At 53.6% G+C, this 26,566-nt stretch carries 16 protein-coding genes; 6 read left to right on the top strand and 10 right to left on the bottom strand.

What is annotated here, in order from left to right:
* Positions 1-496: 496 nt before the first annotated feature.
* The 4 genes from ACERIM_RS13610 to ACERIM_RS13595 all read right to left on the bottom strand — a co-directional run bounded on the left by ACERIM_RS13610 (position 497) and on the right by ACERIM_RS13595 (position 9,788).
* Complete coding sequence (locus ACERIM_RS13610) at positions 497-3,037, bottom strand: DEAD/DEAH box helicase (protein ID WP_373633142.1); 2,541 nt, start codon at positions 3,035-3,037, stop codon at positions 497-499.
* 342 nt (positions 3,038-3,379) lie between these two features.
* On the bottom strand, positions 3,380-6,832 hold the full coding sequence (locus ACERIM_RS13605) for an ATP-dependent helicase (RefSeq protein WP_373633141.1): 3,453 nt from the start codon (positions 6,830-6,832) through the stop codon (positions 3,380-3,382).
* Positions 6,829-7,734 (bottom strand): PD-(D/E)XK nuclease family protein, encoded by a 906-nt coding sequence (locus tag ACERIM_RS13600; RefSeq protein ID WP_373633140.1) that lies wholly within the window; start codon positions 7,732-7,734, stop codon positions 6,829-6,831. The genes ACERIM_RS13605 and ACERIM_RS13600 overlap by 4 nt, the downstream gene beginning before the upstream one ends.
* On the bottom strand, positions 7,731-9,788 hold the full coding sequence (locus ACERIM_RS13595; protein WP_373633138.1) for a DNA helicase UvrD: 2,058 nt from the start codon (positions 9,786-9,788) through the stop codon (positions 7,731-7,733). The genes ACERIM_RS13600 and ACERIM_RS13595 overlap by 4 nt, the downstream gene beginning before the upstream one ends.
* A gap of 372 nt (positions 9,789-10,160) precedes the next feature.
* On the opposite strand from ACERIM_RS13595, the gene ACERIM_RS13590 reads away from it, so the two are divergent.
* Positions 10,161-10,826, top strand: a complete 666-nt coding sequence (locus ACERIM_RS13590; RefSeq protein WP_373633137.1) for a helix-turn-helix transcriptional regulator — start codon at positions 10,161-10,163, stop codon at positions 10,824-10,826.
* 15 nt (positions 10,827-10,841) lie between these two features.
* Here the strand turns inward: ACERIM_RS13590 and ACERIM_RS13585 are convergent, their stop codons facing one another.
* Positions 10,842-12,788 carry a hypothetical protein gene (locus tag ACERIM_RS13585; RefSeq protein ID WP_373633135.1) on the bottom strand — a complete coding sequence of 649 codons (1,947 nt, stop codon included), beginning with the start codon at positions 12,786-12,788 and terminating at the stop codon, positions 10,842-10,844.
* 245 nt (positions 12,789-13,033) lie between these two features.
* Between ACERIM_RS13585 and ACERIM_RS13580 the strand changes: the two genes are divergently transcribed.
* From ACERIM_RS13580 to ACERIM_RS13565, 4 genes are all read left to right on the top strand, one after another.
* Positions 13,034-13,522 carry a hypothetical protein gene (locus ACERIM_RS13580; protein WP_373633133.1) on the top strand — a complete coding sequence of 163 codons (489 nt, stop codon included), beginning with the start codon at positions 13,034-13,036 and terminating at the stop codon, positions 13,520-13,522.
* 176 nt (positions 13,523-13,698) lie between these two features.
* Positions 13,699-15,444 carry a hypothetical protein gene (locus ACERIM_RS13575; RefSeq protein ID WP_373633132.1) on the top strand — a complete coding sequence of 582 codons (1,746 nt, stop codon included), beginning with the start codon at positions 13,699-13,701 and terminating at the stop codon, positions 15,442-15,444.
* Between the two features lie 296 nt (positions 15,445-15,740).
* Positions 15,741-16,118 (top strand): TRAM domain-containing protein, encoded by a 378-nt coding sequence (locus ACERIM_RS13570; protein WP_373633130.1) that lies wholly within the window; start codon positions 15,741-15,743, stop codon positions 16,116-16,118.
* A 319-nt stretch (positions 16,119-16,437) separates the two neighbouring features.
* Complete coding sequence (locus ACERIM_RS13565; protein ID WP_373633128.1) at positions 16,438-17,451, top strand: hypothetical protein; 1,014 nt, start codon at positions 16,438-16,440, stop codon at positions 17,449-17,451.
* A gap of 38 nt (positions 17,452-17,489) precedes the next feature.
* Here the strand turns inward: ACERIM_RS13565 and ACERIM_RS13560 are convergent, their stop codons facing one another.
* Together ACERIM_RS13560 and ACERIM_RS13555 are read right to left on the bottom strand one after the other, a co-directional pair.
* Complete coding sequence (locus tag ACERIM_RS13560) at positions 17,490-18,293, bottom strand: GIY-YIG nuclease family protein (protein ID WP_373633127.1); 804 nt, start codon at positions 18,291-18,293, stop codon at positions 17,490-17,492.
* 440 nt (positions 18,294-18,733) lie between these two features.
* Positions 18,734-19,720: an HNH endonuclease gene (locus ACERIM_RS13555; RefSeq protein WP_373633125.1), complete on the bottom strand. Its 987-nt coding sequence runs from the start codon at positions 19,718-19,720 to the stop codon at positions 18,734-18,736.
* 668 nt (positions 19,721-20,388) lie between these two features.
* On the opposite strand from ACERIM_RS13555, the gene ACERIM_RS13550 reads away from it, so the two are divergent.
* A complete protein-coding gene (locus ACERIM_RS13550; RefSeq protein ID WP_373633123.1) occupies positions 20,389-20,817 on the top strand; it encodes a hypothetical protein in 429 nt (142 codons plus the stop codon).
* A gap of 545 nt (positions 20,818-21,362) precedes the next feature.
* Here ACERIM_RS13550 and ACERIM_RS13545 read toward each other — a convergent pair.
* Genes ACERIM_RS13545 through ACERIM_RS13535 form a run of 3 tightly spaced genes read right to left on the bottom strand, consistent with a single transcriptional unit; the run spans position 21,363 to position 25,028 of the window.
* Positions 21,363-22,112 (bottom strand): DUF6339 family protein, encoded by a 750-nt coding sequence (locus ACERIM_RS13545; RefSeq protein WP_373633122.1) that lies wholly within the window; start codon positions 22,110-22,112, stop codon positions 21,363-21,365.
* Between the two features lie 31 nt (positions 22,113-22,143).
* Positions 22,144-23,214, bottom strand: a complete 1,071-nt coding sequence (locus ACERIM_RS13540; protein ID WP_373633121.1) for a hypothetical protein — start codon at positions 23,212-23,214, stop codon at positions 22,144-22,146.
* Positions 23,214-25,028, bottom strand: coding sequence for a hypothetical protein (locus ACERIM_RS13535; protein WP_373633120.1), 1,815 nt, complete (start codon positions 25,026-25,028; stop codon positions 23,214-23,216). The genes ACERIM_RS13540 and ACERIM_RS13535 overlap by 1 nt, the downstream gene beginning before the upstream one ends.
* Between the last annotated feature and the right edge of the window lie 1,538 nt (positions 25,029-26,566).

The following is a 26,566-nucleotide window of genomic DNA, read 5'->3' as shown; positions in this document are numbered from 1 at the left end:
TGGTCAAGGACAGATATTTGATGAATTGGACCGATTTCGGATCAATCAAAGCGGTGATGGTTTGGTCGGAAGAGTGGTAATTGATTTTTGCAATGGTGTATGAAGAACCACACTATGGAACCAGCTTGGAATGCTAATGTATATGTACAATGTGTCTTCCAAAACCCATTGCCCACACCCTCCAATTGAAATACTCAATGGAGTGTGTAAAACTTCTCAGATTGTAGTCGGGAAAGATTAATTAGTAATCTAAGGTTATGGGCGGTGAAACCTTCTGATGGTACGATCGGAGGGGTAATCCAAATGTGTGAAATGAGATATGTGTGGCGAAGATCAGGGCTGAAATCGTTTTGACCTCGTAATATTGTGCAGAAGCTCAGCGCCACATCCTTCTCGCCCATAGGTGAGATAATAGTTGATGAGTTCCAACTTGAAGTGCCGGATGATTTTTCGCCGCAGAAAGGACTACCGTTGTGCCCAGGAAGGTATGAGTTCGCTATTGTAATTCGGTTAACAACTGAATTGCTAACTGCTTGTTCAGATTCCGGTTCGCATTCCCGCAGTGCGGTGAGTGAATACAGGACGGGCACCCCTCTTGGCAGCTACAGTCTTGAAGCAGTGTGAGCGTCTTCTCAAGAAGGTCATCAAGTTGTTCGAAGGCTTGACGGGTCAATCCGGCTCCGCCGGGATGCCCATCGTGGATGAAAATCGTCCCGCCAGTTGTCTGCCCATGACTGACCGTCGAAAGCCCGCCAATATCACCTCGATCACACAGCACCTCCATCGGGAACAACGATATCAGCGCATGTTCGATCGCGTGAAGCGCGCTGAGATATTCATCTTGTGACTCTGCCTGATTGACGATGTTAGCCTCAACATCGCTGGGAACGGTGACGAACAGCCCTGTCGTCTCGATCGCTCGGGACTCCAACGGCTGTTCAAACTCACATTCCCGTGGAGTGTCGTCACTGGGATCGCTGTACAGCAAGTATCCTGTAACCGTCTCCTCCACGGTGAGTTCCCCAAGCGTCGCTTGCGCTGTCATCTCATGCGTTTCGACTGACGGACTCTGATACGTGTCTTCGATCGTAACGGACTTCTCTCGAAGTGCTCGCGTGTACTCTACTGTCGATGTCGACTCAAGCAGTGCTCGGTCGGTTTCGAGGTCTAGTTCGACAACTCGGTAGGTCTGTTTCTGATGGCGATAAATCGCGTCCGGGTGCGCATCCCGTACTGCAGCACCGAACTCAAGTGATGCGAGATGCTCGTCTCGGTTCCGGTCGATAAGCTCGATTTCGCGGTCATCGATCGCTCGAATATTTGTATTCCACTGTACGTCTGAATCCGTGGCACGCCATTGGATCCGGTTACCACTCTCTACACGGCGAAGACGATCATCGGCTTCCGCTTCTGTGACGACCTCCGGAAGATCGGAGCCGAAGTACTCCTCGTCATCTGGCGATAAGAAATGATCACTTGCTGCACAGACGACGTGATCCGGGCGAATCGCATCATTGAAGGGATTCACAGCAGCCTGTTCAGCACCGCCTTCAAACAGTTCGCCCGGCTCTCGAATCGTATACTGGTCAAGTGGGTCATCTGCCCCAACGAGAACAACAAGACAGGCATCGTCGCCACGTCCAGCGCGACCTGCTCGTTGGAATGTACTCATCGATGTTCCGGGGTAGCCGTCGAGTAAGACGACGTCGAGTGTCCCAATATCAATCCCGAGTTCGAGCGCGTTCGTACTCCAGACACCACGAGCATCGCCACTGCGAAGTTCTGATTCAAGCTCAAAGCGACGGTCCGTATTCAACGCGGCATGATACGCATGAATGCTGTCCGCAAGGTCGTGCTGTCCTCGCTCACGCAGCATGTTGTCCGCCCAATCGACATACTGTTCGGTTCCCTGCCTCGCAGCAGTAAAGACGAGCGTCTGATACCCTCTAGTCACGAGATCACAGAACAAACGCACGGACTCAACGTGATGCGATCGTCGTTCCCCACCGACCACTTCTTGGTGGGACGGGAGCGCAATCTCATCGGAGGAATCCGAGGGGTCATCTGACCCAACGTGTGACTCCGTCTCCGCGTTTGAAGCGGTATCGAGAGCAGTTGCGATTTGCTCGGGTGGTTGCTCATCATGGCCAGCACGAACAGCGCCGTCTGAACCGACAGCTGGATCCGAAATTGCGTGGTCGCCGTCGGCGTCTTCCTTGAGTGGCGGGTTCCAGAACAGCCAGTGCCGATCACCCGACGCACTCCCGTCCTCATCAACGAGTGTGAACGTGGCTTCGCTCTGCCCCGTGACGGTTGCGGCATGCTCAACGGGATTTCCGATCGTCGCTGAACAACAAATGTACTGCGGCGACGCATTGTAATAGTCACATAGTCGATTGAGCCGCCGAAATATCAGCGAGGCATGGCTTCCAAAGACCCCACGATACATGTGGACCTCGTCAATCACGACGGTATCTAATTGCTGGAACAGCCACCGCCAGTGATTTTTCCCGTGAGCATACGGCAGTAGGCTAAGATGGAGTTGGTCGATCGTTGTGAGGAGTACATCCGGTTGCGCCTGCCGAATCTCCTTTCGAACAGTTCTGGATGTTTCTCCCGTTTGCACACCAACATCGATCGAAGCACCAAACCCTAGCTCATTATTAAACTCCTCGAACGTGTCGGCCTGATCGTTGATCAGCGCGCGATACGGTGCGATATAGAGTGTTTTCCCTGCGTCCTCGATCGCCCGCTCAATACCGGGCACGACGTACGTGAGGGTTTTACCAGATGCCGTCGGCGTTGCGACAACGACATTCTCACCAGACCGTACCGCCTCAATAGCCTCGACTTGGTGAGAGTACAGACTCGAAATCCCTTCCTGCTGCAGTGCAACCGAAAGCGAGTCAGAGACAGCGATGTCAGCTGTCTCCGCAGACTGCCCCTCCACAACCCGCCGATGAGCGATTTGCCCTCCGTAATAGCCTCGACCCCGTAACCATTCGACCGTCTCCGCAATGTCGGGTCGATTCCTCATTTATCGGCTCTTCTCGCTTGCTACTTGTGAACTTTAGTGATTTCATCGAGATTAGATCTGTCTGCTAATTACACCTACGCCATCTCCGGACTCGTGGCCTCCTGGTACAATAAGCGCGGCTCCAGATCACCTCTAACATCTAAGGGGCCTTGTTGATGCCGAAACGCACGCTGAACCACCGGTCAGGCCGTAACCGACCGATCCGAAAATCACGTAGGAAGAGCGGCAGAGACGGCTCCCAATTTGCCGCTCAGGTTCCGGGTCAATGATCGATCACAGTAGCTTTCGTCATTTCGTTCAACGTCTACAGGGACGAAGTGTGTAGTAGTCCTAATCGATATTCTATTCCTCAAAGTCAGGTCCAACTGGAAGTGATTCTGGGGCACAGGGAAGCTGATTATGCTGACACCATTGACAGTGGTTGCCTGTAGTGTACTGGTGGAACGATGCCTCTCCGATCTGGTCCATTCTGGATGTGACGGTATCCTTGACGGCGTGGAGGTCTGACTCGCGGAACGTTCTGGATTCGATTTTCGGCCCAATTTCCCCGACGTAGGCGTACCCCGCATGCGTTACTGACTCATCATACAGGTCACGACAGGCTAACAGGTAGATCGGGAGTTGCTTATCGCTCTGTAAGTCTCGGTGGCGTTCGGTTGCTTTGTAGTCGATGACGAGCAGTTCATCATCAGGTGTCCGGTAGACCGCGTCAATGTATCCAACGAGTTCGTGCCCGTCGAGATCAAGTTCGAACTCTCGTTCGGCGTCGAGTAAGTCGTAGCCGGAGAGTTCTAACTCGAAGTACCGGTCGATGCACTGCTTCGCTGCTGGCAACGCATCCTTACCGCGTCGTTTACTGGCGAGCCGTTCGCAGATTTCGTACCACTCCTCACGGCGCTGCGCATCTTGATTCGCGGCCTGTTCTGCCGTATCGTGGAAAAGGACCCCGATCTCGCGTTGGGATACACCATCCGCGTCGTCACTCTGCGTCTCCTGGTAATCGGGGAACGCGTTGACCACGTAGTCCAGATAATGACTGCGAGGACACTCTTCGTAGGCTGCCAGTGATGTGTAACTGTGCGAGAGTGCCGGCATGGCTGTCGATGGTCCAGTGAGTGCTTCGACTCGGAATTTCGACCGCACACCGTCGGTTGGAAGACGACCGTCTAAGGATGCTGTGGCGAGGCTCAACACTCGCTCGCGCGCTGCATTTACGGATAAGTTCTCACTCTCGTGCCGAATTGTACCGCCTACCGGTCCCGTAGTCTCACGAGCTAAGGTGTCAGTCCAGTCCGCTGACTCTGCTGGGAGACACGCTTGAACGTCAGTCCAGATGGGTAAGTGCGTGCGGTCAGGCTGCCATGGAATCCGTGACGGAAGGATCTCATCGACTGCCTCTGAGATCGGATGGGGATCGTCGTCCTCATCCTCTTCTTCACGGCCGCCTTGGAGAACGAGGACGTCTTCGGCACGTGTAATTCCAACGTGGAACACACGCCGCGTTTCGCGCGCGTCACGCGCAACGAAGTCCTCATCAAACGTTGCTCCTGGCCCGTCTGCGAGACTGGTTTCGAGCGCATCATACGTGCGCGAACTCGGTCCCCATTCGTCGGCCGTGATTTGCGGGATGAGAACAACGGGGAAATCCAGCCCCTTGCTCTTGTGGATGGTCATGACGTTGACCGCGTCGTCGGCGACGTCGGGTTGACTCGCCGGGCTGGAACCACTCTCGTCGAATAGCGAGTCGTAGTGTTCCAGCGAGTCGATGAACTCTGGCGTGAGTGGCGGTTGGACAGTGCTGTCGCCATACTGCTCGACGACATCGGTAAGCTGTGCGAGGTCACGGCGTTCCTGCTCGCTGAGATACCACTCGATGTTCGTGTGGTCCTTGAGTTCACGGTACAGGTAGGAGAGTGACGCTGTATCCCGGAGTTCCAGAAGTTCCGTTACATGCTCACGGGCTTCCGCGACGCGAGTCGGTTCTTCGAATTCGTCAAGCGGTGCTTCGAGGAGCGTCTTGACGAGCGGGGCGTCGCCAGTATTGAGGGTGCGAAGGTCGTCGTCACACAGTCGGTACCGCATTGTGAGAACGCGATTCCAACTCACCTCATCTTCGGGCCGCGCGAGCGCTTTCAGGTAGGCAGTCACAGTGCCGACGCCAACTGATTCTGTGGCGAGGTCACCAGCGACCTGATACGGGATGCCGGCGTCTTCGATCTCTTCAATAACGGGGGTGGCATGGTCGTTTTTCCGAACGAGCAAGGCAATCTCGCCGGGATCGTACGCCGTGTCGAGATTCTCAGCTGCACCGCTCAGCAAATTCTGCACAACGGTTCGAAGCTGGGTAGCGCCGTCCGTATCGTCGTTCTCATCAGGTAACTCGACGGTGGCGATGGTATCGCCGTCGTACTCGGGTTCATCGACGCGAGTGAGTGTCTTGTGGCGTTCGCGGTGATCAAGTTCCGTGATGGCTTCGTTCGCTAAGTCGAGAATCGGCTGCCGGGAGCGGAAGTTCTCCTCTAAAGGTTCGTCAGTGAGCGCGTTGAACGCAGCGTCGAGTTCATCCGTGATGTTGGCAACGTGTGCGCCACGCCATTCGTAAATCGCCTGGTCATCGTCGCCAACGACGAACAGGTTGTCTTCAGTAACCAGGGATGTGACGAGGTCGAACTGGAGGCGATCCGTGTCTTGGAACTCGTCACAGAAGACGTAGTCCCACCGGTCGGCAATCTCGTCACCAACCGGTGACTCCATCAGGTCCGCTGTTTTCACGACAAGACCGTCGAAGTCGATGAGGTCCCGTTCGTCGAGTTCACGCTCGTATGCAGCGTAGCCTGCCGTGAGGTCACGAGCGGTAAGACACTCGGAGAGGAACGAATCGAGGTGATCGGTAAGCTCAACGTCCAGATCGTCTGGAATGCCCTTCGGTGCGCTGCTGTACCCGCCGAGGAGGTACTTCGGGAGTTTGTAGGCGTTCTCAGGGAGGTCGCGGTCACCGGCTTCGGATGCTTCGAACGCGGTTTCAAGCGCGTCACAAAGGTCGATAAGCCGGTCGAGGAAGTCATGTGCGCTGGCTTCGAGACCGTCCGTCCCTAACGCATCGCGTTCGTTGACAAGGTCTGAGCGGGCATCCGGAATCGAGCCCAAAACGCTCGACACAGACCGGCCACCAAGGTGGTCGCTGGCGATTCCTTCAATGCGAGCGGGAAGGTCAGCGAGTTCGTAGACGCGGTCGGCGGGGCCGAGGAACGTGTCGATGTCGTCGGGTGTGATGCCGCTGCGCTTCATCGATCCGATGAAATTGAGGAGTTTCGACGCAGCTCCCGACACGTACCCGTCGCTCCCGTACACGTTGGGTTTGACCGACCGGTACTCGATCTCGTCGAGGACGTCAAGGACGATCGCGTACTTTTCGGCGTCCGTGGCAATATCGAAATCCGGGTCAATCCCGGCCTCGTAGGCGAAGTCAGTGAGGATCTCGTTACAAATGGAGTGGTACGTATAGGCGTCAATGTCGTACCCGGCTGTCCCGAGTTTCGCATTGAGTTTCTCACTCATCGAGTCAGCAGCGTTATTCGTAAACGTCAACGCAAGAATTCGGTCCGGGGACACGCCCTGCTCGTCAATGAGGTGTTCGATCTTCCGAACCATCGTGAACGTCTTCCCGGTCCCCGCACCGGCAAGGACACGCATCGGGTACGCCTCCGAGTCGATGATCGCCTCCTGCTGTGGTTCCGGCGAGAGGTTCTCCTCCGGAACAGGGAACCACGAGGGGTACTCGGTGTCGTCGCTCATCGCCGCACCTCCGTGGCTAGTCGGTCAACGCACATCTCACGGTACTCACAGTCGGGGCACGCCTCCTCGGTAATGATGTCGAACGGTGCCGGATCGTAGCTTTCGTTCGTAATCCCGTCGTGTGCGTCGCGGATGAGCGCCCAGGTCGTGTCATAGTGTTCATCGTAGATTTCCGTGGTTTCCCTCGACCACCCGCGCGCAGACACCTGGTACCCGGACGGGGTACTCTCGAACGACGTGTCGTTGAGCAGCCCATAGAAACTGAACCGGACTTCCATCCCGTCCTCGTAGAACGGTTCGTTCTTCACGCCCTCAATGTACGTCGCCGTCTGGAACGCGTTCCGAACACGCTTCGGTTCATGACCGTTCCCGTCAAGGTGGTCACCGAGATAGTCTGCTGTGCCAGACGAAAGCATTCCACGGGTTTTCCGCTTGTAGTCGATGACGTGAAGCCCGTCCTCCGTTCGAAGAACGTTGTCCGCCTTCCCATGGAGCGCGCGACCATTGCGTTCACACTCTACCCAGCACTCTGTCGTGATTGAGTTTCGCGCGTGATCGATGCCGTCACCACCATTGGGGTCGAAGAACGTGTCGATACCAGCTCGGTTCTCTGCGTACTGGTACTCTTGGTGAGCCTTCGATTCGTAATCATCGGCCGTACTGTGTTCAGCCCACTTCGCGTCGAAAATGTCTAACGCGCGGTCATGGATCGTCACAGGGTCGTCGTCACGCTCAGTCGCCTCACACACGTCTTCGATCGTCTCGTGATAGATCGTCCCTTGGTTAAGGTACAGTTCGGTGCGGTCCGGCGCGTTAACATCCTGGACGTAGCTGTAGTCGTATTCCCGCGGACACGTTGCGTACGTCGCTAACCGTGACGGGGAAAGAGAGTCGTTACTCATCGCCGCACCTCCCCAGTAGCGAACTCAACACGCGCACGCAACGCCTTGCGAAGCTCTTCCCCGCGAACCCCACTCTTATCGAGCAACTCCTGGATCTCCCCCAGTTCCGATTCGACCTCATCAAGCGACACCGTCACGTCCTGACTGTTCGCGCGGCGGACATCTTTGAGCGCAGCATCAACCCGCGACAGCAGGTAGTCTTCCGCAGCCTGTTCACTCGTAATCCGCGTGTCAGTGGCCTCAGTGACCCATGGGAGATCGTCATAGGCTGCCGTCAGAAACCGCGATGCCTGTGCCCGCTCTTCGAGCGCCGTATCTTCGTACTCGTAGAGACAACAATACAGGCGGTCTGTTGCAGCGCCAGCACCGATCGCCAGGCGTCGCCGCGCGTGTTCCGTATGATACTGTTCGAACGGCCGGCTTGACGCCGTCGATGCAGTCGAGAACGTCCCCTCGACATCCGCCGCAGCAAGTTGCGTGACGCCAGGGTAGTCCGGCATCGATGCGACTCGTTCGGTTGGGAACAGCCGCGTGAGGAGTGGGTCGCCTGGATACTCACTGTCAACGAGATTCACGAGAAACACTGCGCGGAACGACTCGTTTTTAATCGCTTGCAGGTGATCAACCCGCACACCACCGTCGAGGTCTGTCGCGCTTGTCTGGTTCTGCTGTGGTGCATACTCGTGAGCGCGTTCCAGCATCTCCTCGAATGACTCCCACGTCGCATCCACAAACGCAGTGTCTTCGAGGAACGCGGCCATACGGAACGCCCGACGAACATTCCCGAACTGTGCACGCGCATCAAGCGGAGCCGCTCGCTCCGCAATCCGAGCTTTCAACCCGGACTCCGTCGCCCACCGACGCAACGGAGCTTCAACGCCATCCATCGCTCGAATCCTCTCCAACCGATCCGCATCAAGCGCAGGCCCCTGATCAGGAACGCCTCCTTCACCGTCACTGGCGAGATATCGAACGACCGCGAGGAGTTCCCGGATCGCCGGGTCATCACCGAACCCAGTGACAGTCGTCGATTCAGTCGGAATACCAGCCCGCTCGAGCGATTCAATACTATCAGTAACGCTCGCGCCGCTTTGTTTGGTAGTGACCGCGATATCGTCGTAGCTCCAATCCGATTGCTCGACGAGTTCCTCGATCTCGTTCGCAACGTCGGCGAGTTGCTCATCACTCGACTCCGCAGCGAGCACTGATACGGATCCAGATTCTGGATCCGATGGGACCGGTTCGCCAGCGAAATAGGCTGCTGTGGCAGCTGGCCGCGTTGACGGCGTCACCGACGAAGCACTCCGTTGTGTGCGGAAGGTAACGTAGCCAGTCACCGGTCCCGGCTCGACCCACGTCCGCCGAACACTCGCGTGTTCCTCAGCCATACAAACGAGGTCACACTCCATCGCAAGCGCATCGAGATACGCTCTATCAAGCGGGAAGAACTCCTCAAACTCGACCGCGAGCACCGCATCGATATCAACGGTGCTCGTCTGCGAATCGGCTGTAAGGACATCGAGTGCTTCCGAAATGAGTTGCCCGCGTTCCACGTGATCATTCTCAGCGAGCCACTCGTGGAATCCGTCAAGCGCGGCAGTGATATCGTGTAGTTCCGGTGTCTCGGTCGGAGTAACTGTCTGCCAAGCAATCGTACCCATCACTTGATCCACGTCTTCGATGAACGACGGCTGCTCGGACGCACGAGCGAGGTACTCCGTCTCCCAGTCGTAGTCCGCGAGAAACCGGTGAAGAAGTTCTCGTCGCAACGCATCGGAGAGAATCACACGGTCGTCCGTCTGGTTAAGAACGTCCGTTGCATGCACGACAAGCGACGTCACGTACGGCGTTGCTGCTCCCGGAAGTTCCTTGCTTAACACATCACGGAACGTCTCTGTACTCGTCGGCGCACCCGTAACGACAAGTACATCCTCAGAATCATACTTATCGAGAAGCCGGCTGTACTCGTCACGGACTGCTTCAGCGACGTTCTGCGTCCCGAACGGGACAGTAACCAACGTCCCATCGAAAGTACGAGTCGAGGAGCGACTCATGAAGCCACCTTGAGTAGAACTTGGGTGTCGGTCGGGCAGAGCATGGCTTCCCCTTTCGCGTATTGTCAGTTAGTCCTTCTCAACTAGAATACATTCACTACTGGAACTATTAACCGGTCTCGGGACTACTTTCGTTCAAATATAGACTACATCTAGTGTAATTATCATTCCGAATTGACCGGTCTTGAGCAACTGTCCCAGGATATTCAGCCAGTGAATTCAGAATATCCCCGTCAAACACCCTGCCATCCTTTCCACGACATGTTATTTACAACCGGATAGCATTACCGGTGCAGATAGTACAGGATCGATAGGGTCTCCACACATTCCACCTGTTATTTGTACCGTGATTACACAGTACAGTGTTACACAATGGACCGATTGAAAGATTATTCTCTTGGAAAGCAATCCCCGAAGCGTCAATTCGAAGTACTGCAATCACTCGGAGAAGACGATGAGATAACTGTTGTTCTTGAAGAGAAAGGAAGCCTCTCGGGTCCTGTGACATCTGCAGGTGAAAACGGATCCTCAGATAATCCGGAGGAAGTTCATGTACAATTTCTGGATTTTGAAAGTGATTATCGTCACGATAATCAAGATTATTACACTGTATCAATCACTCAGACGGAAGACGGTGAGTGGGAAAAAGCGGTGTTGACGTATTCTTGGACTGACACAGGCCGTGTGCGGCGAGAAACTATAGATGAGGTCGCACGTGTCTGGCATAGCTATACTGCGCTCCACCAACCGACTAGTCTCTCTAGGGAAGAAGCAGCGATCGTATCGATGAAAGAAACAGGACTATCAAAACAGGAGATTGCTGAACAATGGGGTTGCGATGAGAAGACCATCAATGGAGTTCTGATGGATGTGCGCCGGAAATTTGAGAGGGCAGAACGGACTATTGACCGATTAGAATCGTCGTCGATTGATCTTGATGGACGGACCTTTCCATCTCTTGATCTTAACGTAGACGTTGAAAAACCGCAGTCGAAAGATCGGGAAAACGATGACCAGCAGGCAAATACTGGACAGTAGAGGCTGACCGATCTGCTAATAGCTATCCTCAAAACCGGTTCGATTCTCGTCCCCCCACCCGCGATCTGCACTGGTATGCGGATGGTCCTCTCGATTATCAGGGGATGTCATAAGATCTGCACTTCCCACCTCCTCGGGATCTGATGGCGCGAGAAAGTCATTCAACTCAGGATTCGGTTCAAATTCCTCCTGCGCGTGGTTAGAACGGACGTGACCGCCCGTTTTTCGGTTTTGCTGCTTCGATTGCCTACTCGCCTGTGCAGACAGTGGTTCCTGCTTTTGTCGTTTTCCAGCGTCAACTGTCTTTCCAGAACTTGTCGTACTCTTTTGCTTCGTCTCCGAATTAGCTGCTGTTGCTGACGTAGACGATCGATCGTCTTGACTTTCAGAGGTGGTTTCCTCTATTTGTTCAGCGCTCTCGGGACTCTGTGGCGTCGGACTCGGAGCAGACCGTTTTGCTTGCTCAAGTTTCCGCTGGGTTCGCTCACGGGACCGGTCTAACCCGATCACATCGTAGTGCGTGGACGCCTCCTGCAGCAACGATACTGGGTCATCAGTATCTGACTGAAAATCCGCTAATCTAGCCTTTGACTCTAACTTTTGCCCCTCTAAGTGGTGAACGATGTGGTTGAGCTTCGCAGGAGCGATATCATAGTCAAAGAGTCGTTCAAGAGCATCATCAAGGATCGTTACTGCCTGTGCATGCTCGCCAGCCGATCCGTACTCCGCTGAATGAACGGTCGCCTTGGTGTACACTGGCTCCCACGCCGGAAGAAAATCATGTTCAGCTGCGACATCGCCTGCCCGGTCAAACGCGGCTCTCGCCAGAGAATAGCATTTCTGACTTCGAAGGCGATGTCCCCGTGAAAGATACTCCTCGTACCGTGCTCGCGCTTCGATCTGTATAAGCCCAATTTCAGACGCGACACGAGCAGCCGCTTTAAAAAGCAGTTCGTCCATCCGAGAATGCGTATGGGTGTTCTCCCCCGACCAGTACAACGCATTCGCAAGAACATACGCAAACTCGTCTAACGACTGCCGAGCAGCGAGGCATAGAAGCTCCCGCCAGACCTGACCGCGGTCCTGATACTCCGCGTTCTTCGCCTGCGTCTTCCGCCGTTTATAATTCCCATCTAGATGCCATCGCCGCTCCATTGTATGCCCCTCCGCTGCTCTGACCCCGTCAGTGAGGACTAACTGTGCCAAGTACACCGCGAAAAACAAATCATCGTTAGATCGTTCTACTGCATCAAGGTCAAACCCCTGAGAATCAAGCATCGCCTTCGTCTCCTCACCCGAGGTGGGCATCGCTGCTACCGTATCTGAAATCGCATCAACGAGCCCCACCTGCCCAATATTCTGAACAGAATCTAACCTCTCGACAAGCGCTTCTAGCTCGTCAGTAGACTGGACAGACAAACCGTGATCGGAAACAATCGCTCCTCGGATCAAATCGTACCGGTACGAATGCAGGAAACTTGCTGTATAGCTGTTAACTTCCGCGAGTGTCTCGATCAACCCGCCAACCTCTGAAATAGGCAGGAACTCCCCACAGAGCGCCGGTACTTGCGTTGGAGCAGCGAACTCCTTGAGTATCGCTCTAGCGGCATCAGTATCACCATTTATCGCATCAACACAGTTCGCTACGAGGTCAGGGCCAGGAAGATAAATCGGATCACGTTGCCCATTGGACTGTACGTACGTTCGAATGAGACCGGAGCCAATTGGAATACTAACGTGGAATTCAAGGCAGGAACTGTCCGAAACTCGATCCACCGTTATTCCGTCATCGTTTGGAGTCTTGAGACAGAACTCGTCTGTCGAAGCGTTCTCTACTAAGATGCTAAACTGAGATTTAGATTGATCATCACTGGGGCTCTCTAACTCCCCTTGACTCCTACACGCGACCTCGATCACCACCCCGTCACCGAGAGTTTTTCGCCACCGATACTTGTCTACCATGTAGACAGTACTTCTAATTGGATGAATATTATTGTTTGGCGGACTGTGAAGGAGACACCAAGAGTCTTCTCATGAACTTACTCCTACTCGGTTCATAGCGCAGTTCAGCGCTGGAATATCAGGAGTCATAGCCGGCACTACCCCCTAAAACAGAGGACAAAACCAGAGACCGAATGTCACTAAGGCTACCAGCATGCAATAGTTACGCAAGATTAACAGTACTGCTTTACTGATCAGTCTCAACAATGGAGTTCTGTGACAACTGCGGGACACTTGCCCCTGCAGATAAGGACATTAGTGAATGCCAGCAGTGTGGAACGTCGTTTGATCGGCCTGACACAGCGGAGGCACAGACAGATGGTGGAGCACCGACCCAAACATCATCAACAGAATTAGAAGAGTTACCGACGACTAGCAGTGGAAGCGTCAAGAAAGCAGACGCAATGGAATGGTTAGAGAACCGGGACCGGCCATCAAGCGCAAAACTTCGTCGAGCCATGCTTGAAAAACCGAGTGACTTCACTGGGAGTACATTCCCTACAGATATCTCCACAATCCGGCTCACAGGGGATCCCCAATTTATCGAAACCATTGCAGGGCTCTTCTCCTGGATCGTCGATATGGAAGACTACAGCCGGCGTGTCGAAATCAACCTCAAAGAGACAGAAGACAAGGAGACCGGAGAACAGACAGGGAACTACGCTCTCTACCTGTCCGTAGCCGAACGGGGATAGTAGAACACGCGGTCAAGGGTAGCTTAGACTGAAAGCTCGATACTCTATATTTACTGTCTCCAGCCGTATTCACTTCGAAGAATATGCGTCTTTGAAACTCCCCAAAACCCGTCTAGGCAGGCCACATGGTTACTAGACTCAAAGCTTATGTATGATGATTATTCTTGAGAAGAACAGTGCCAGTCATTCACGACTACGCTGACGGTTCCGGGATCTATCTCAACAGCAACATCGATGGTTCATTTATCACTCTACAGGCAACTCCGGCTGCAGAGTCGTTTCTTGCTGACTTAGGCTACACTGATGAGGACAGTGTCAGTTGGCAGTTGATTAAACCCCTCTGGGAGCAGGGGCATATCTATACTGGGGGTAGTGGAACGACAGTTGAAGCAGGTGACGTTACGAAGAAGCAGATTGACTCCAGTTCGCTCAGCGGAAAAGAGAAGAACAAACTTGAGAAATTCCTGACCGATGGCGCGGAGTCACGTAACGTAGACGTTCCGAATGACATCCATGGTTTCCTAAAAAAGTGGAGTCCGAACTCCGATTACAGTAAGGAGGAGACGGCCGAGTTTCTTACTGAAGCCGCTGATCGAGACGGGGCCATCAAATCGGTCAGGCATCTCGGGCCGCACCATCCAATTAACATTGATGAAGCGCGGATGTCGAACAGCGGAAATCCGGTGTATTCTATCAGTACTGGCGGTTGTAGATGGACGGCTACTGACTTGCGATGGGTTGATCACCCGTATGACTGGGTTTTCACCGTCTGTCCGGGAGATGGGTTTACGCAGTTATTCAACGTCTCTTCAGACGGTATTGATTGGGTAGCTGTTGACGATCGTGACCTTCAGAAAGACGATGTACGGAACGCGCTACTTGTCTATCCCGATGTTGTTTGGTTCTGTGATGAGGTTCCGGGATACCATCCTGAAGTTTCATCATGGAATCTCGCTGCTGACGCTCCAGAAGAACTTCCAGACGAATTCCTCCCGGCTGTTGAACACGTGGCTGCAGCCGCGACATCAGGCAAACGAGAGGGTGAGACAGAAGGTGTCATTCTATCATTTGATGAAAGTAGTGGATACGGCCGTCTGCAGACAGTGGACTATCAGACCGTCCCATTCAGCGGGGAAGAATATACCGACGCAGACAACGAACTGCGCGAATCACTCGCCGTATCTCTTAACATACAGCCGCATCGGAGTAGAGAATATGCGTTCAATCTTGAACCGACCACACTAAGTGATGAGCATCTGGCCATCAATGGACTCCCCCAAATTGGAGAGGATGACTCCTCTACTGCGGAAAGCACAGCAAGCTCAGACACTAAGATTCCAAATGATGTCCACGAGATACTCGTTGAATGGTGTGATGACGGAGATGGTGCTCAGGCAGTCCAGGATCAGATTAGCGAGCGGGTGAGGAAAGAGCAGGCCCTGTGGCAATCAATTCGGGATTTCAAAACTTGTGGCCGAATCACAGTCAGATCGATCACGATCACGGAGGATGGATCGCCTCGATACCAAATCGGATTCCAGCAGCAGGGAAACACGGACTCGTGGGAAGTAACACATGACCTCTCTGACGGGCCGATTGATCTCGACCTCAAGATTTTGCCATCACAAGCCCCACTCCAAGAGGCGCGAGTAGCAGACGGATTGATTGAGTATTGGCGCTTAGCAGCTCTTTCAGAGGCACCAGACAGTGAAGCAGAGTATAGGAATGACCCTCAAATCAGGCGTCACAGATACAATTTATACCGGAGTCATTCCGTCCGCCTATTCAAGGGCTTCATTCGAGATCTTGAGACAGTATCGTTAGCAGGAAATAATGACAGTAAGTACCATATTGACTCACTCACTGATCCGTTTGGAAATGACGGGATCAAAACAAAGGAGGAAAGTAGTCCTACAGACTGATAGCTCATCCAGAAAATCAAAATTGAGAACAGGGATACCAGAATTCTTTGCCACTATTGTCAATACCTATGCAGAACACTGCCTAAGTTGAAACCGATTAACTCAGCAAATTGTATAATATCCGGTGCAGGAATCAGCGGTGTCTCGTTCAGATGGGCGAGACGGATTCCTCCGTCGAGTTGTACATTGACGTTGGCGATGCAGAGCAGAACGAAGCAATCTTCGAGACATTTTAACTTAACTGGAAAACCAACTCCAATACTATTTTGGTCTGTCAGACATCCTTCTAGAGTCGTATGGCAAGTAAGAACAAAGACAAGTACATCGAAGAGCTAGAACAAAGAGTAAACGAGCTAGAGGATAGAATGAGCGCAATCGAAGACATATTTGCTCCAGCTATTCTTGATCGACAGACTGCTCACGTAGAGGCACAACAGGGAGATGCACGAGATACACTATCCGAAGGTGATGTAAAAACGGTCAAAATTTTCGATCCGCCAGGTCAGGGAAGCGACCCGGACAGCGGAGTCGGGAAAATAGACGGCATTGTAACGTTCGTCAATTGTGATGGACTCAATGTAGAACAGGACGATGTCGTCCACTGCCGGATTACGAATGTGTTGCCGAACGCCGCTCATGCCGTTGCGACGCAGATGGCTGAGTACGAAGACTAGACCTCTTCGGCGTACCCACTCTCTGAAGTAGTATTTGTTTAGATTATCCACCTAAACGATTACACTAAAGTTTGGGCCGTCTCGCCGGTTGACAGAACACAATACAAGCAGATGCGGTCACGTCTTTGAAGACCATTGAGATGAGTCCTCTATCTGCGGCCATAAGTCTCGACAGTGAAAATCGGCTTTCTCATAAGAATCAAGGATACCCCATACAGATTCCGCGTATCCCCAGTGACCGATCCAGTGCCGTCAGTCTACCTCCAGTAGTGATAACCAGTACCCAAAGTATATCTGACTAATAGATGATCTGCGTGTAATGTATCTGTATTCGCCGGACGAGATCGACCGGGAGCGAGCGAATCACCAAGCCGTCATACAGGGTGCCGACGATATCGACGTGAAACGGATTGGAAATCTCGGTGAACTCGCGTTCGAGCAGTTTTGTCGAGAGTATCTCCCGGTCGAGATGTGGGAGTGGCAGAACGAAGAGGCGATTCGGCGGTGTAACCTGGAGAGTTTCTCCGGGCACGATTTCGAGGTGTTCGGGTACGAAGTGGACGTGAAGACGTCGAGGGACGTCTCGGCGTTTCGCCCGGCAAACCTGCTGGAGAACGACCCTGATGACGATATCATCGTGATGGTTTGGCATCGAGACAACGAGGATGCACTGATCCTGTTAGGGTGGGAGCGGACTGAGACGCTCAAATCGAAGGTGGAGACACAAGCGGCGTACTCGGGTGAGGAGCCGGAAAAGCTAGCGCACCTTGCAGCGCGGCCGATGAACGAGTTACAGGAGTTAGGACCGAACACGGCGTACATGAATCAGAAGCCGGAGAACCCGTTCAATCCTGGGGATCGCGTCATCAAGGCTAGTGACGAGGACGCGTCAGTCGGCGTCGTCATCGAAGTGATGCCGCCGGAGAAGAACACTAGTGCCTTCGGGCAGGAACTGGACGGCGAGGCCGTTCGAGTAGCGTTCCCGAGTGCACTCGATCAGGGGCCCGCTGACTGGCGTGAGTACCACCCAGGGATTCTCGCCTCGTACTGCGTCGACACAGAAATCAAACTCTGGACGTACAAACACGAGAACCTAGAGTTCGCCGACAACCCGTACGTACCAGGCGACCGCGTCATCAAAACGAGTCACAGCGATCCGAACACAGCCGTCGTCGTCGAACGAGGAAACAACGATTCGGTTACCGTGGCTTATCTCGGTGACTTCGACGACGAAGGTGTGTGGCCGTCGAAACTCGCAGACCACTGTGAAGAAAACGGGATCAAGCGCTACACGTACTCACCTGACGAATTAGCGTTTGAGAAAACAGCCTGACTACCAGATTTCACGATTTTTGCAGCTATGAGGAACGTCTAGTTACTCCTCTCGAAGGTAACCGTTTCACTATCAAGATCGGGGTCTGCAGTCCAACCAAGTTCTGCCCAGCCTTCGGCATGAGAATGGCCAGCAGGATGCCACCAAGGCTTGTAATTTCGAGCAGATTCTGGTAATGGCGCATCCAGAATCTCCTCTATTCCCTCAAATGTGAGTTGAATAGTAGTAGTATCTGCCTCTCTGAGGTACTTATAGAGCGGTGCATACTTGCCACCTGCATGTTGCTGGCTTACCATAGGATCGCTACGAGCAGACTTTCGGTCGCTTTCGGAGCCATCAGTATGAGTGATTTGCTGCTGGTTGGCAGTTATGGTAGCTGGGGATTCGAAATTCCAAGGTGGGCTACATTCTTCGATTAACGCTGCTTCCCGTTGTTTTCGGTCTGCAGTCTCGATTGCCCAGAGTGCAACTTGGCCTCGGTTACGAATTACTTCAAGGATTGCGTTGTTGATTCGGCAGTTGGTCCGCTGTCCGCCTTTAAAGCAGTTCTTTGGAGAGATATTTGAATAGCTATAAATTCGACTGTGGATATCCAGTGCCTCCCCAACGTACATTACCTTGTGGTTTGCCGTGAAAACGTAGACGCCAGCTTTCTTTTGATAGTCGGCAGTGTCAATATAGAACTTGCAGAAGGGGCCCCACCCGTGCTTATGAACCGGTGTTTCGTCTGATTTCTCGTAGCGATGGTGGGGCATTTTGAGATCGATTTTCCCTACGTCATTTCGCTCTACTGTGACAGTATCCACAAAATCGAATTCCTGAGCGAGTTCAGAGATGTCCATACATAGGATTGTAGAACAATTAATATAACAATGGTGTCAGCGAGTTCATCGCTAACTGATTCATCTGTTCTGATCAAGTTATGGTGGCCCCTAGTACTCGGGAAATGTTTCCTATGATATCTCGTCTCCAACTATTTCTCTACAGGGCGGTTTTCAATTTGCTCAATTAGATTTCAATCGTTGTAGTAGGATCTTCACAGACGAGAGTCTCGCATATCGTCGGTAATCGAATTATCATCAGACAAGACCGCGGTGACTTGCCCATGTCCGCCGTGATACTGTTCGTGATCCGCATCAGTCTCATCAGGAATATTCGCTTGGACTCAATCGCCCGTTGAGAACCGCTACATGCCATGCGAACAATATCGAAGATAATCAGGAGTCTAGGATCAGCAGGAACACTGCCGCACACCACGTTACCTCGTCGGTTCAGCTAATCTCTACACCCACGCGAGTGACGCGTTATGCTGTGCGAGGTACTCCGGGTTCAGACTCTCCTCAGGAAGCGCGACTCGCTCACCGTCTCGATCAAGAATCGTTCGCTGCAATAACTCGCTTTGCGTCTCGAAGGACGGGTTCACGTGCAACCGGTAGTCCCGGTCGATCGTGAACAGCTCCCGGTCGAACGCAGCGTGATGCGTTTTACTCAACGGCAGCACGTTCGTCAAGTCCGCCCTGTACTCGGGGTAGTCACTCCACGATAATACGTGCGCCACGTCCAACAGTCCAGGATGGTCAACACCCGAAATCGGGCACTCTCGATCATGCCGCGAAATCACTGTCGCACGGAACTCAGGGTCAACCGCTCGAGCGTGAATCGTCGTCTCGTACGTCCCAGTACTCATCCCGTCGTTACTCGTCGCTGGCGTCCAATTCGAGTCACTCCACTCTGCAACCGCGTTCTTGACGAACGCCCGGCCGTCATCCGTCAACACGTACGCGTCACCTCGCTCCTCGACGAGCCCCATGCTTCGCAACCAATTTACTCGCTGTCTCGCCATGTCCGTCTCCCCGCGACTCCACCCTAACTCCGGGTGCGTATCCAACTGCTGGTCACTCACCTCCCCGAGCGTCATCGGCCCAGCAGACAACGCATACAGTAGACTCCGCAACCCAACGTTTCGATCACACATAATCCGAAGCAACGTCCCCACATCACCCTGCTCAACGTACTCCCGGCCAGCATCACCGAGCACCCACCGCTCATCCGCCTGCTGAAGGAAGCCAACCTGTTGTAAATAACTCACTCGCCGCATAATCGAGTCTCGGCTCGATACGTTCACAAACGATCCGCGATGCCACCCAACGAGTTCGTCTGTTGTCGGGTGATGTGCCTCCACGAACTCAAGCACCGCATCCAACGTCTCAGCGTACCGCGTCCCACCGCCGAACATCGGGACGATACTACAGAGCCGATCAGTTGGCATGCAGAAACAGTAGTAATGCCAGATGATGATTCTTTCCCGTTAAATCTAGAGTCGGTCGTTGTCGAAGAACAAACGTTGGATACCGCTTTAGAGACTCAGCATTCGGCAACCACAGGTCCCGCCAGCGGAAACCAGCTTCCTTACCCGAATCAACGACGACTCAATATAGACAATAAGTCTATGTGTTTCCAATAGGATAGAAAATCGGCACTCCGAAACCTGTTCACGTTGGTTCACTCAACTCCAATGCGACAGTTGCTGATCTCCCACCCGTGTAGGAACTAGAACCAAGCACTTGCATCGTCGGACAATGATTTCGGCACTTCTTCGAACCTCGCTCACCTGACCTTAACCGATACGAACGGTCGATCACAACAAGGACAATCAGAACAACCGTCGGGAAACCGTTTCTCCACTACAACGAATCAATCGTCAACCGCTGCGAGTAAGCGACCGGTCTTACGAAGAGTATAGTGAGACCAACTATGTTCTATTGTAATCATTCGTTGGGAGTATAGACGCACCGCGTAAGTTACCGAGTGTTGTGCACATCAACCCTTGCATGCGGGCGTCCACCAAATGGGACCGAGGTAAATACGGATGGAGTGTGGTGAACAGCGAATCAGATGGCGGCAATGTTTATCCATGCCGTCTCCAACGAAAACGGTATGAGCGATATTGAGGGCCAAGTCATCACCGCTGTACGTCATTTGGCCGGCGACGCCCCCGACGGGTTCATGTGGACAGTCGCTGCCCCCGATACAGCGATCGCACTTGAACTCGGTGACGGCTCGCTGCTCATCCCAGTTAATGACGTGGAGGGCAACAAGCCCGGGTTATTCCACGCAGAAGATGTCGACGACTGGGATGCCATCACCGGTTCCCGTATCACGGATTTGACCCCGATGGCACTGTCGGCGATGGAGTATCGTGGATGGGAAACCGTCTCTGGGTACCGGCCGCCTGTACTCACGATGGACACCGGGGAGCAACTCTACCCCGTTGCTGATCCGGAAGGCAATCAACGCGGCATCCTATTCCGGGTACAGGACGAAGATACATTCATCGTTGATTTCGATCCAGCGGACACCGAGTAACACAATCTCACCTCTGCTTCTGTCGCCTGTTAGCAGAACTTGGCTTCCCATTTCCGCTGTTGCTCCCAGTAATACGATTCAACGCTTTGCAGAATACAATCTGGATCAGTTTTCTATCAGATCGCACTTACTGGCGATACCTGTACCAATCAAGCGATTACGTTGATTCGCAGCTCAGGTTCAACCAACGAATCGTATTACCCTCACTGTAGAAACCCCTACCGGTTGACCAACGACCATTCAATGTGAGCTAATTCTCGAATGCTCAATTTTATCTCGTTCCTTTTCAGCGAGATTAATCTCGCCACCTAAGAGTGCTACCGGTGGCTTCTGATTACTGTAGTACATTAGGCCTTCCAAGAGCCATCTCACAGTTTCATCCCAGAGAAGATCATCATTTGTACACCATCGCTCATCCAAGCATCCCTCTCCGTAGGAGTCCAGCCCACATAAACCCTCTTCTCCAACGGACTTTCAACGAACACTCATTAAGGACTCTCTCTATTCCACGCCGTCTCCATGGTGGACCGTAAACGACCTAGACGCTACGACCAGCCAGCCTCCTGACGCATCACGTCGTCACGGAGGTCCTTTATTGTCTCCACAATGTCGTCTTCATCCATCATCTCGACACGTCGAACCGTCAGTTCTTCTCGAAGTAGCGTCGTCGTTCGGCTCACGATATTACTGTTTGACGGTGGATCGTCGTACGTACCCTCTTCCTTAATCCCGTCCAGTGTGTCGTGACAGAGGAGATCACCACAGGCGTGCGTAACGGGGATGTACCGTGCAAAGTCGTGGTCTAGGATGTCATTGGCAAGTTCCTGGAAACCGAGGACTTGCTTCGTTCTACTGTAGTCCCGATCCTTGGCCTCTCCCGATTCTCCTTCCTCGTAGGTGAGCTCAGCACCCCACCAGATCCGGTGTAGTGCGTTGGAGTAGGCATCCGTTCCGGCCTTTAAGAACTTCTCCTCCATGTTATCTGGACTCTCCGGATTGAAGACGTGATCCCACCGGTAGTGAACAAACTCCGGGAACCGAACGACACAGAGGTAGTGCCACAGTCCGGCGTCTGCCGCCTCATTGCGTGTCAGATCAAGAGTACGGTGGAGTGTCGGCGCTAGCTCGGCGTCAATAAGCGAGTCCTGAGCGTCAATCTCGTCATCAGTACGGATCTCTTCAATCCGCTCGTCTACCGGACTTAGGTCTACGGAACGACCTAGCGGCTGTAAGTACGGACGAAGATCCTCCTCCGTGAGCTCACGCTCGCCCGCAAGGAATCGATTGTCGATCATCGGATGGGCCGCACTCTGCAGATGGTAAAGCTCAGTCGTCACTTTGGATCGCCTCCTCAATCAGATTCGTCGTGTCGGACGGGATGTCGTACTTCTGATGTACCGCACGTTCAATCTGCTGGACAAGGTTCGGGATATCGACGTGACTCCGAACGTCCTCGGCAAGTTGGATTGCCGCCTCATCGTCTCCGAGATCCGGGTACAAATCGTCCAAGAATATGTCCAATACGTCTTCCTGCCAGCCGTACTCCGGTTCGCCGGTATCGGGACTTGTGTCGCGTGCCGTCTGCATCAATAGCTGCGTCCAGACGGAGTGCTCAATGTAGTCGTAGAGTACGTCACGCAGCCGTGGTGGGCCACCTGTGGCCCCTGAGTTGTTCAAGACCTCAACCACCTGTGGATGTTCCCCGTTCAGGTAGAGCTGCGGGTTCCGAGGTGCCTCCAGGCTGAGATAGTGGATATGGTTCTCGTCAGGGAAGCTGTCGTAGTCGCTGAAATCCTCTATGATCGGCATGAGAAGACTCCCACCGTCCTCTCTCTCGTCAAGTCGAATGACCCACGAGAGTCCGTCAGCGACTCGTGCCCCGACTTTGGACGCGTGTTTCGACCCACTAGAGTCGCCTTTTTTGGTTCTGGTGAGGAAGGGCTTGATTTTCACTCGTCCACGGTGGTCGTTACGATTGATGCACAAAGTGAATTCGTAGGTCCCTCCATCCAAGGGAGAGTCGGCGAGTATCTGCCGGTCTCGACTCATTGCGAGGGGATTTTCCTTCACCAGTGCGAGACGACCTGGCGTCTCTTCCCACTCGTCAAATGGGAAGACATCCTCAACAGTATCCTGGTCAACGGTAACCTTACCTTCTAACTCCAGAGTCTCCCAGCTACTCTCATCCACCAGCGACAGAAACTGCTCATCCTCAATAAGGTCACCTCTATCACCGAGAGGGGCCCCATCTAGCTGGAACGATTCGACATCAAATTTGAGCGCGTTTTCTTGGTACTCATGCGGGAGAGATTGGCTGACTAAGCTACCTGTCTGGACGTTATCTTCTCCTTCTTCGTCCAGTTCTGCTGCTTCAACTTCCTCGTTGACAGTCGCCATTATTCGTCCCTCCGTTCTGCAACGTCAACTGATACCTTCAATCTGGTTTCTACTTGTCTGTGGTCCTCTGTTGAGACGCCCTCAAAGGAGATCTTTGATGTGCCAGGTACTGGTTCCAGCCGCCCTACTTGGACTCCCTTCTGTTCTGGGAGCGATATCGAAACCCCTGCCGTATCTGACGAGATGTTTTGTACGGGGAGGCGATCCGACGTTGCTCTCTCCTCTGCCATCCGGACCAGTGAGACGGTGACTGCCCGTATCTCGTTACGGTCGCTCAAAGGCTCCACCTCACCGTTGAACGACCAGTGTGTATATACTTCGTCAAACGAGATGTTCGTGTTTCCGGTGACACGCTGACTACTGGGTGACTCACGATCAGAACGACCACCTCGTGATTCGTTTCCAATTTTGAACCGGTTTCCCAGACGCTGAGGCCCAGTCGCGCCTCTGTCAACGTCGGGCGCAACGAGTCCGCGTAACGTCTCGGTCACGTCAGACTTGATGCCCTCTACTGCGGTTCGGAATCCCCGAGAGTAGGTGTTCGCCAGTGTCTCCGTTCGCACCCACTCGTCGTGCTGAGGCGGCTCCGCAGCGGTCAAGAATTCTTCCACGATAGTATCTGCGTCTCGTGGACTTTCATCGGTTCCCCAAGGTCGCGCGCGCCCACCAAGAAGGATGGCGTGAAAGTCCTGGTCCCCGACGACGACTCGGTCTCGGTCGTAGTACTGAACAACCATTCCCGAACCTCGAACGAACGCCACCTCGTTCTGATGCTGATACTCGCTCGTATCTGCACGCCGAACTAGCAAATCAAGTTGGCTATCCGCACCGCCACTTCCGTCACTCTTCTCTGGGACTTCAAGTGATATGGTCGCTTGCGCGACATCTCCGGGTTCGTTGAGTTGGCTGACCGAGTTAGCACGGTCGGCCAGACAGCTCGTAAAGGGTTCGTACTGCGGATACTCGTCAATACTTGCTTGCTTCGTCTCACCCTCTACTTTGACTGCGACCTCCAGATCACCACGATAAATCGCGGGCCAGAACCATTCGATTGCCATCTCCGTGATCTGGTCCGCTAACTCTTCGTTGTCCAGTCGCTCTTCCGCTGTAGGTACGCGGAAGTCCACAACCTGGATGCTTGTTCCCGGTCCGTCCGGACGACCCAACTGGAGGTCATCCGCTATTGATTCAGCTTCATCTCCCCAAATGGACTCCGGCCTCGCGCCCTCCTCATCGTCGTTCAGACCACCGTACCAACCGTGCCCTTGGTACACCGTATCGCCGTCCTCCGACTTGTGCGTCGGCAAGCGCGTCCGACCGATCAATCGAGGGGACTGGTCTTTCGGGTCAGGTTCGCTCAGCGTTGAGTTGAACATGACGAGTGACAGACCCGAGTACAGCCAGAGGACAGCCTTCCCCAGACCGTAACTCCCGCCAGCAGTATCACCTGATTTACTGCTGAACAGGACGTCGCGGACCAGAGCGGTGAAGTTTGATTCGTCGGCGTTCTCCTCACCGAGTAGACCTTCTGTGTTTTCATCCTCAATAGTCAGAATACGGATCTTCTCGTCGTCCTTTATGCGCTTGATTGCTTCAGCGATGTGCTTACCGCTCTCCGTCTCTGTCGCTAAATTAGCGTGTTCGGACCACGTCTCGATATCAAGTGTTCTGAGATACTCTATTGCCTCGTCGCCCTGTAAGGATTCCAACTTGAACGTGACCCGTGCTGGTTGATCGTTGTCCAACCGTGCGTCATTTGAGTTCTGCAACACCTCCCGAACGAATGTCTTCAGCCCCGGTTCTCCGTGTGACATCGCGTACTTTGCAACGTCGTCACCGTACCGAGCATCAGTCGGTCGAGACGTCGTGAATCCCCACTGACCGCTCATCACAACACCCCACTGGCACTAGCGGGTGTAACCCCAGATCTGTCGGAAAAGTGTGCGCTACGATTCATAATTGCCACAACTCTCTCCTTCCGACATAAATATGTGCGGTACGTCGCCGGTGTAGCCCTCCGATTAGGATCAGAACTGTGCCTTTGGGGGAGTACCAGTGGCCAAATAGTGTGCGCCGACGAGATCGTAGCGGACTTCTCTGAGTTCACGCGACCGACGTTGTGTGTCAGAGCTTAGCCCGTTAAGGGCGACGACAGAGAAACGCATCTCATCTCCGTACTCATTCTGCAGTTTGAACAGCCGACTTGATATTGATCCGGTTGTACCTATTTCTTGGACCGTTTGACCCCACCGTTCCCCCGTTTGATCCTCCCGCCACAGTCGAAACGCATGTACTCCACTACTGTCGATCCTGTCTCGTTCAGAGAGCGGACGGCTCTCGGTCCAGTTGAGACCCAACCATTGTGGGGCGGTCACGTCACGCCAGGGCTGCCATGACGGTACGGTATATGAGGACCGTTCTGCGATGTCCCTCAACTCATGATGTAACTCGCCGTCGGAGCCGCTTGCGTACTCAGCAGGCTCTCGGTTCAGTTGGACCATAGGAGTCCAGCCAATTTCTCGCCGACAAACCGCCACCAGAGTCGCCTCTATGGCGCGGCGATGTCTCCGATTCGACGATATTGGGGGTGTAGCAACAGAAACTTCCATCTTACCTCCCGCAACTTCAGTAATTTGCTGGAGGGGACGGGCAGCACCGTGTTTGTCACTAGTCTGTTGATCCGATTTGTTCACCCCGGCTGACAGACCTAGCCCTACGCGCTGTCGGACGCCTCCTTTAGATCCCGACTCCCCAACGTACATTAATCCCGGGAGTTCTGAGTGTCGAACTCGATAGAGGCCTGGGCGGCGTGGCAGTTCTTTGCGGAGCGTTTTCCAGTCTTGAAGGTTGAACCATCTAGACCAATTGAGCCCCATCCACGTTGAGGCCTGGGGCTCCGGTTCAAGGCGAGTGAGTGGTCCAGGGACGTCAAGAGTTCGTATCTCTGCCGCGCTCCGCCGCGTAGTCTGGTCAACGGTGGCGAGCTCCGACTGAACGATTGACTCGGGCACCGAGAGGATTCGGGCGATTGCGTCACTACCTGGGACGTACTGTGAGAGGATCCAAAACGTCGCCTGTCGATTCGTCAGTCTGGTCTTGGCCACCACCGCTACGATATCGTCAATAGCGTCTGCGGGAAACTCCGAGCAGGAGATGACGAACCCGCTGTCACCTCTCGCTTCTCTGTCTTTAATCACATCTCTGACCTGCCAGTCGTGAGCGGCCGCTACGGCTTCTTGGCCATCTTCTGTGAGTCCGATTCGGCTGGCCACAGTGTCCCAACACCCATTCGCGTCGGCTAGCACGTACAACAGCCCATCGTCACTTTGACCGACAGGAAGAGGATCAAAAC

Source organism: Natrinema sp. H-ect1, from assembly GCF_041821105.1.
In the GTDB taxonomy this organism is placed as follows: domain Archaea; phylum Halobacteriota; class Halobacteria; order Halobacteriales; family Natrialbaceae; genus Natrinema; species Natrinema thermotolerans.
This window is presented reverse-complemented; position numbering and strand designations above follow the sequence as displayed.

Excerpts from the sequence above, each read along its gene's own strand:
- ACERIM_RS13610 (WP_373633142.1), bottom strand. The coding sequence starts at position 3,037 with ATGAGGAATCGACCCGACATTGCGGAGACGGTCGAATGGTTACGGGGT.
- ACERIM_RS13605 (WP_373633141.1), bottom strand. The coding sequence starts at position 6,832 with ATGAGCGACGACACCGAGTACCCCTCGTGGTTCCCTGTTCCGGAGGAG.
- ACERIM_RS13600 (WP_373633140.1), bottom strand. The coding sequence starts at position 7,734 with ATGAGTAACGACTCTCTTTCCCCGTCACGGTTAGCGACGTACGCAACG.
- ACERIM_RS13595 (WP_373633138.1), bottom strand. The coding sequence starts at position 9,788 with ATGAGTCGCTCCTCGACTCGTACTTTCGATGGGACGTTGGTTACTGTC.
- ACERIM_RS13590 (WP_373633137.1), top strand. The coding sequence starts at position 10,161 with ATGGACCGATTGAAAGATTATTCTCTTGGAAAGCAATCCCCGAAGCGT.
- ACERIM_RS13585 (WP_373633135.1), bottom strand. The coding sequence starts at position 12,788 with ATGGTAGACAAGTATCGGTGGCGAAAAACTCTCGGTGACGGGGTGGTG.
- ACERIM_RS13580 (WP_373633133.1), top strand. The coding sequence starts at position 13,034 with ATGGAGTTCTGTGACAACTGCGGGACACTTGCCCCTGCAGATAAGGAC.
- ACERIM_RS13570 (WP_373633130.1), top strand. The coding sequence starts at position 15,741 with ATGGCAAGTAAGAACAAAGACAAGTACATCGAAGAGCTAGAACAAAGA.
- ACERIM_RS13565 (WP_373633128.1), top strand. The coding sequence starts at position 16,438 with ATGTATCTGTATTCGCCGGACGAGATCGACCGGGAGCGAGCGAATCAC.
- ACERIM_RS13560 (WP_373633127.1), bottom strand. The coding sequence starts at position 18,293 with ATGGACATCTCTGAACTCGCTCAGGAATTCGATTTTGTGGATACTGTC.
- ACERIM_RS13555 (WP_373633125.1), bottom strand. The coding sequence starts at position 19,720 with ATGCCAACTGATCGGCTCTGTAGTATCGTCCCGATGTTCGGCGGTGGG.
- ACERIM_RS13550 (WP_373633123.1), top strand. The coding sequence starts at position 20,389 with ATGAGCGATATTGAGGGCCAAGTCATCACCGCTGTACGTCATTTGGCC.
- ACERIM_RS13545 (WP_373633122.1), bottom strand. The coding sequence starts at position 22,112 with ATGATCGACAATCGATTCCTTGCGGGCGAGCGTGAGCTCACGGAGGAG.
- ACERIM_RS13540 (WP_373633121.1), bottom strand. The coding sequence starts at position 23,214 with ATGGCGACTGTCAACGAGGAAGTTGAAGCAGCAGAACTGGACGAAGAA.
- ACERIM_RS13535 (WP_373633120.1), bottom strand. The coding sequence starts at position 25,028 with ATGTCACACGGAGAACCGGGGCTGAAGACATTCGTTCGGGAGGTGTTG.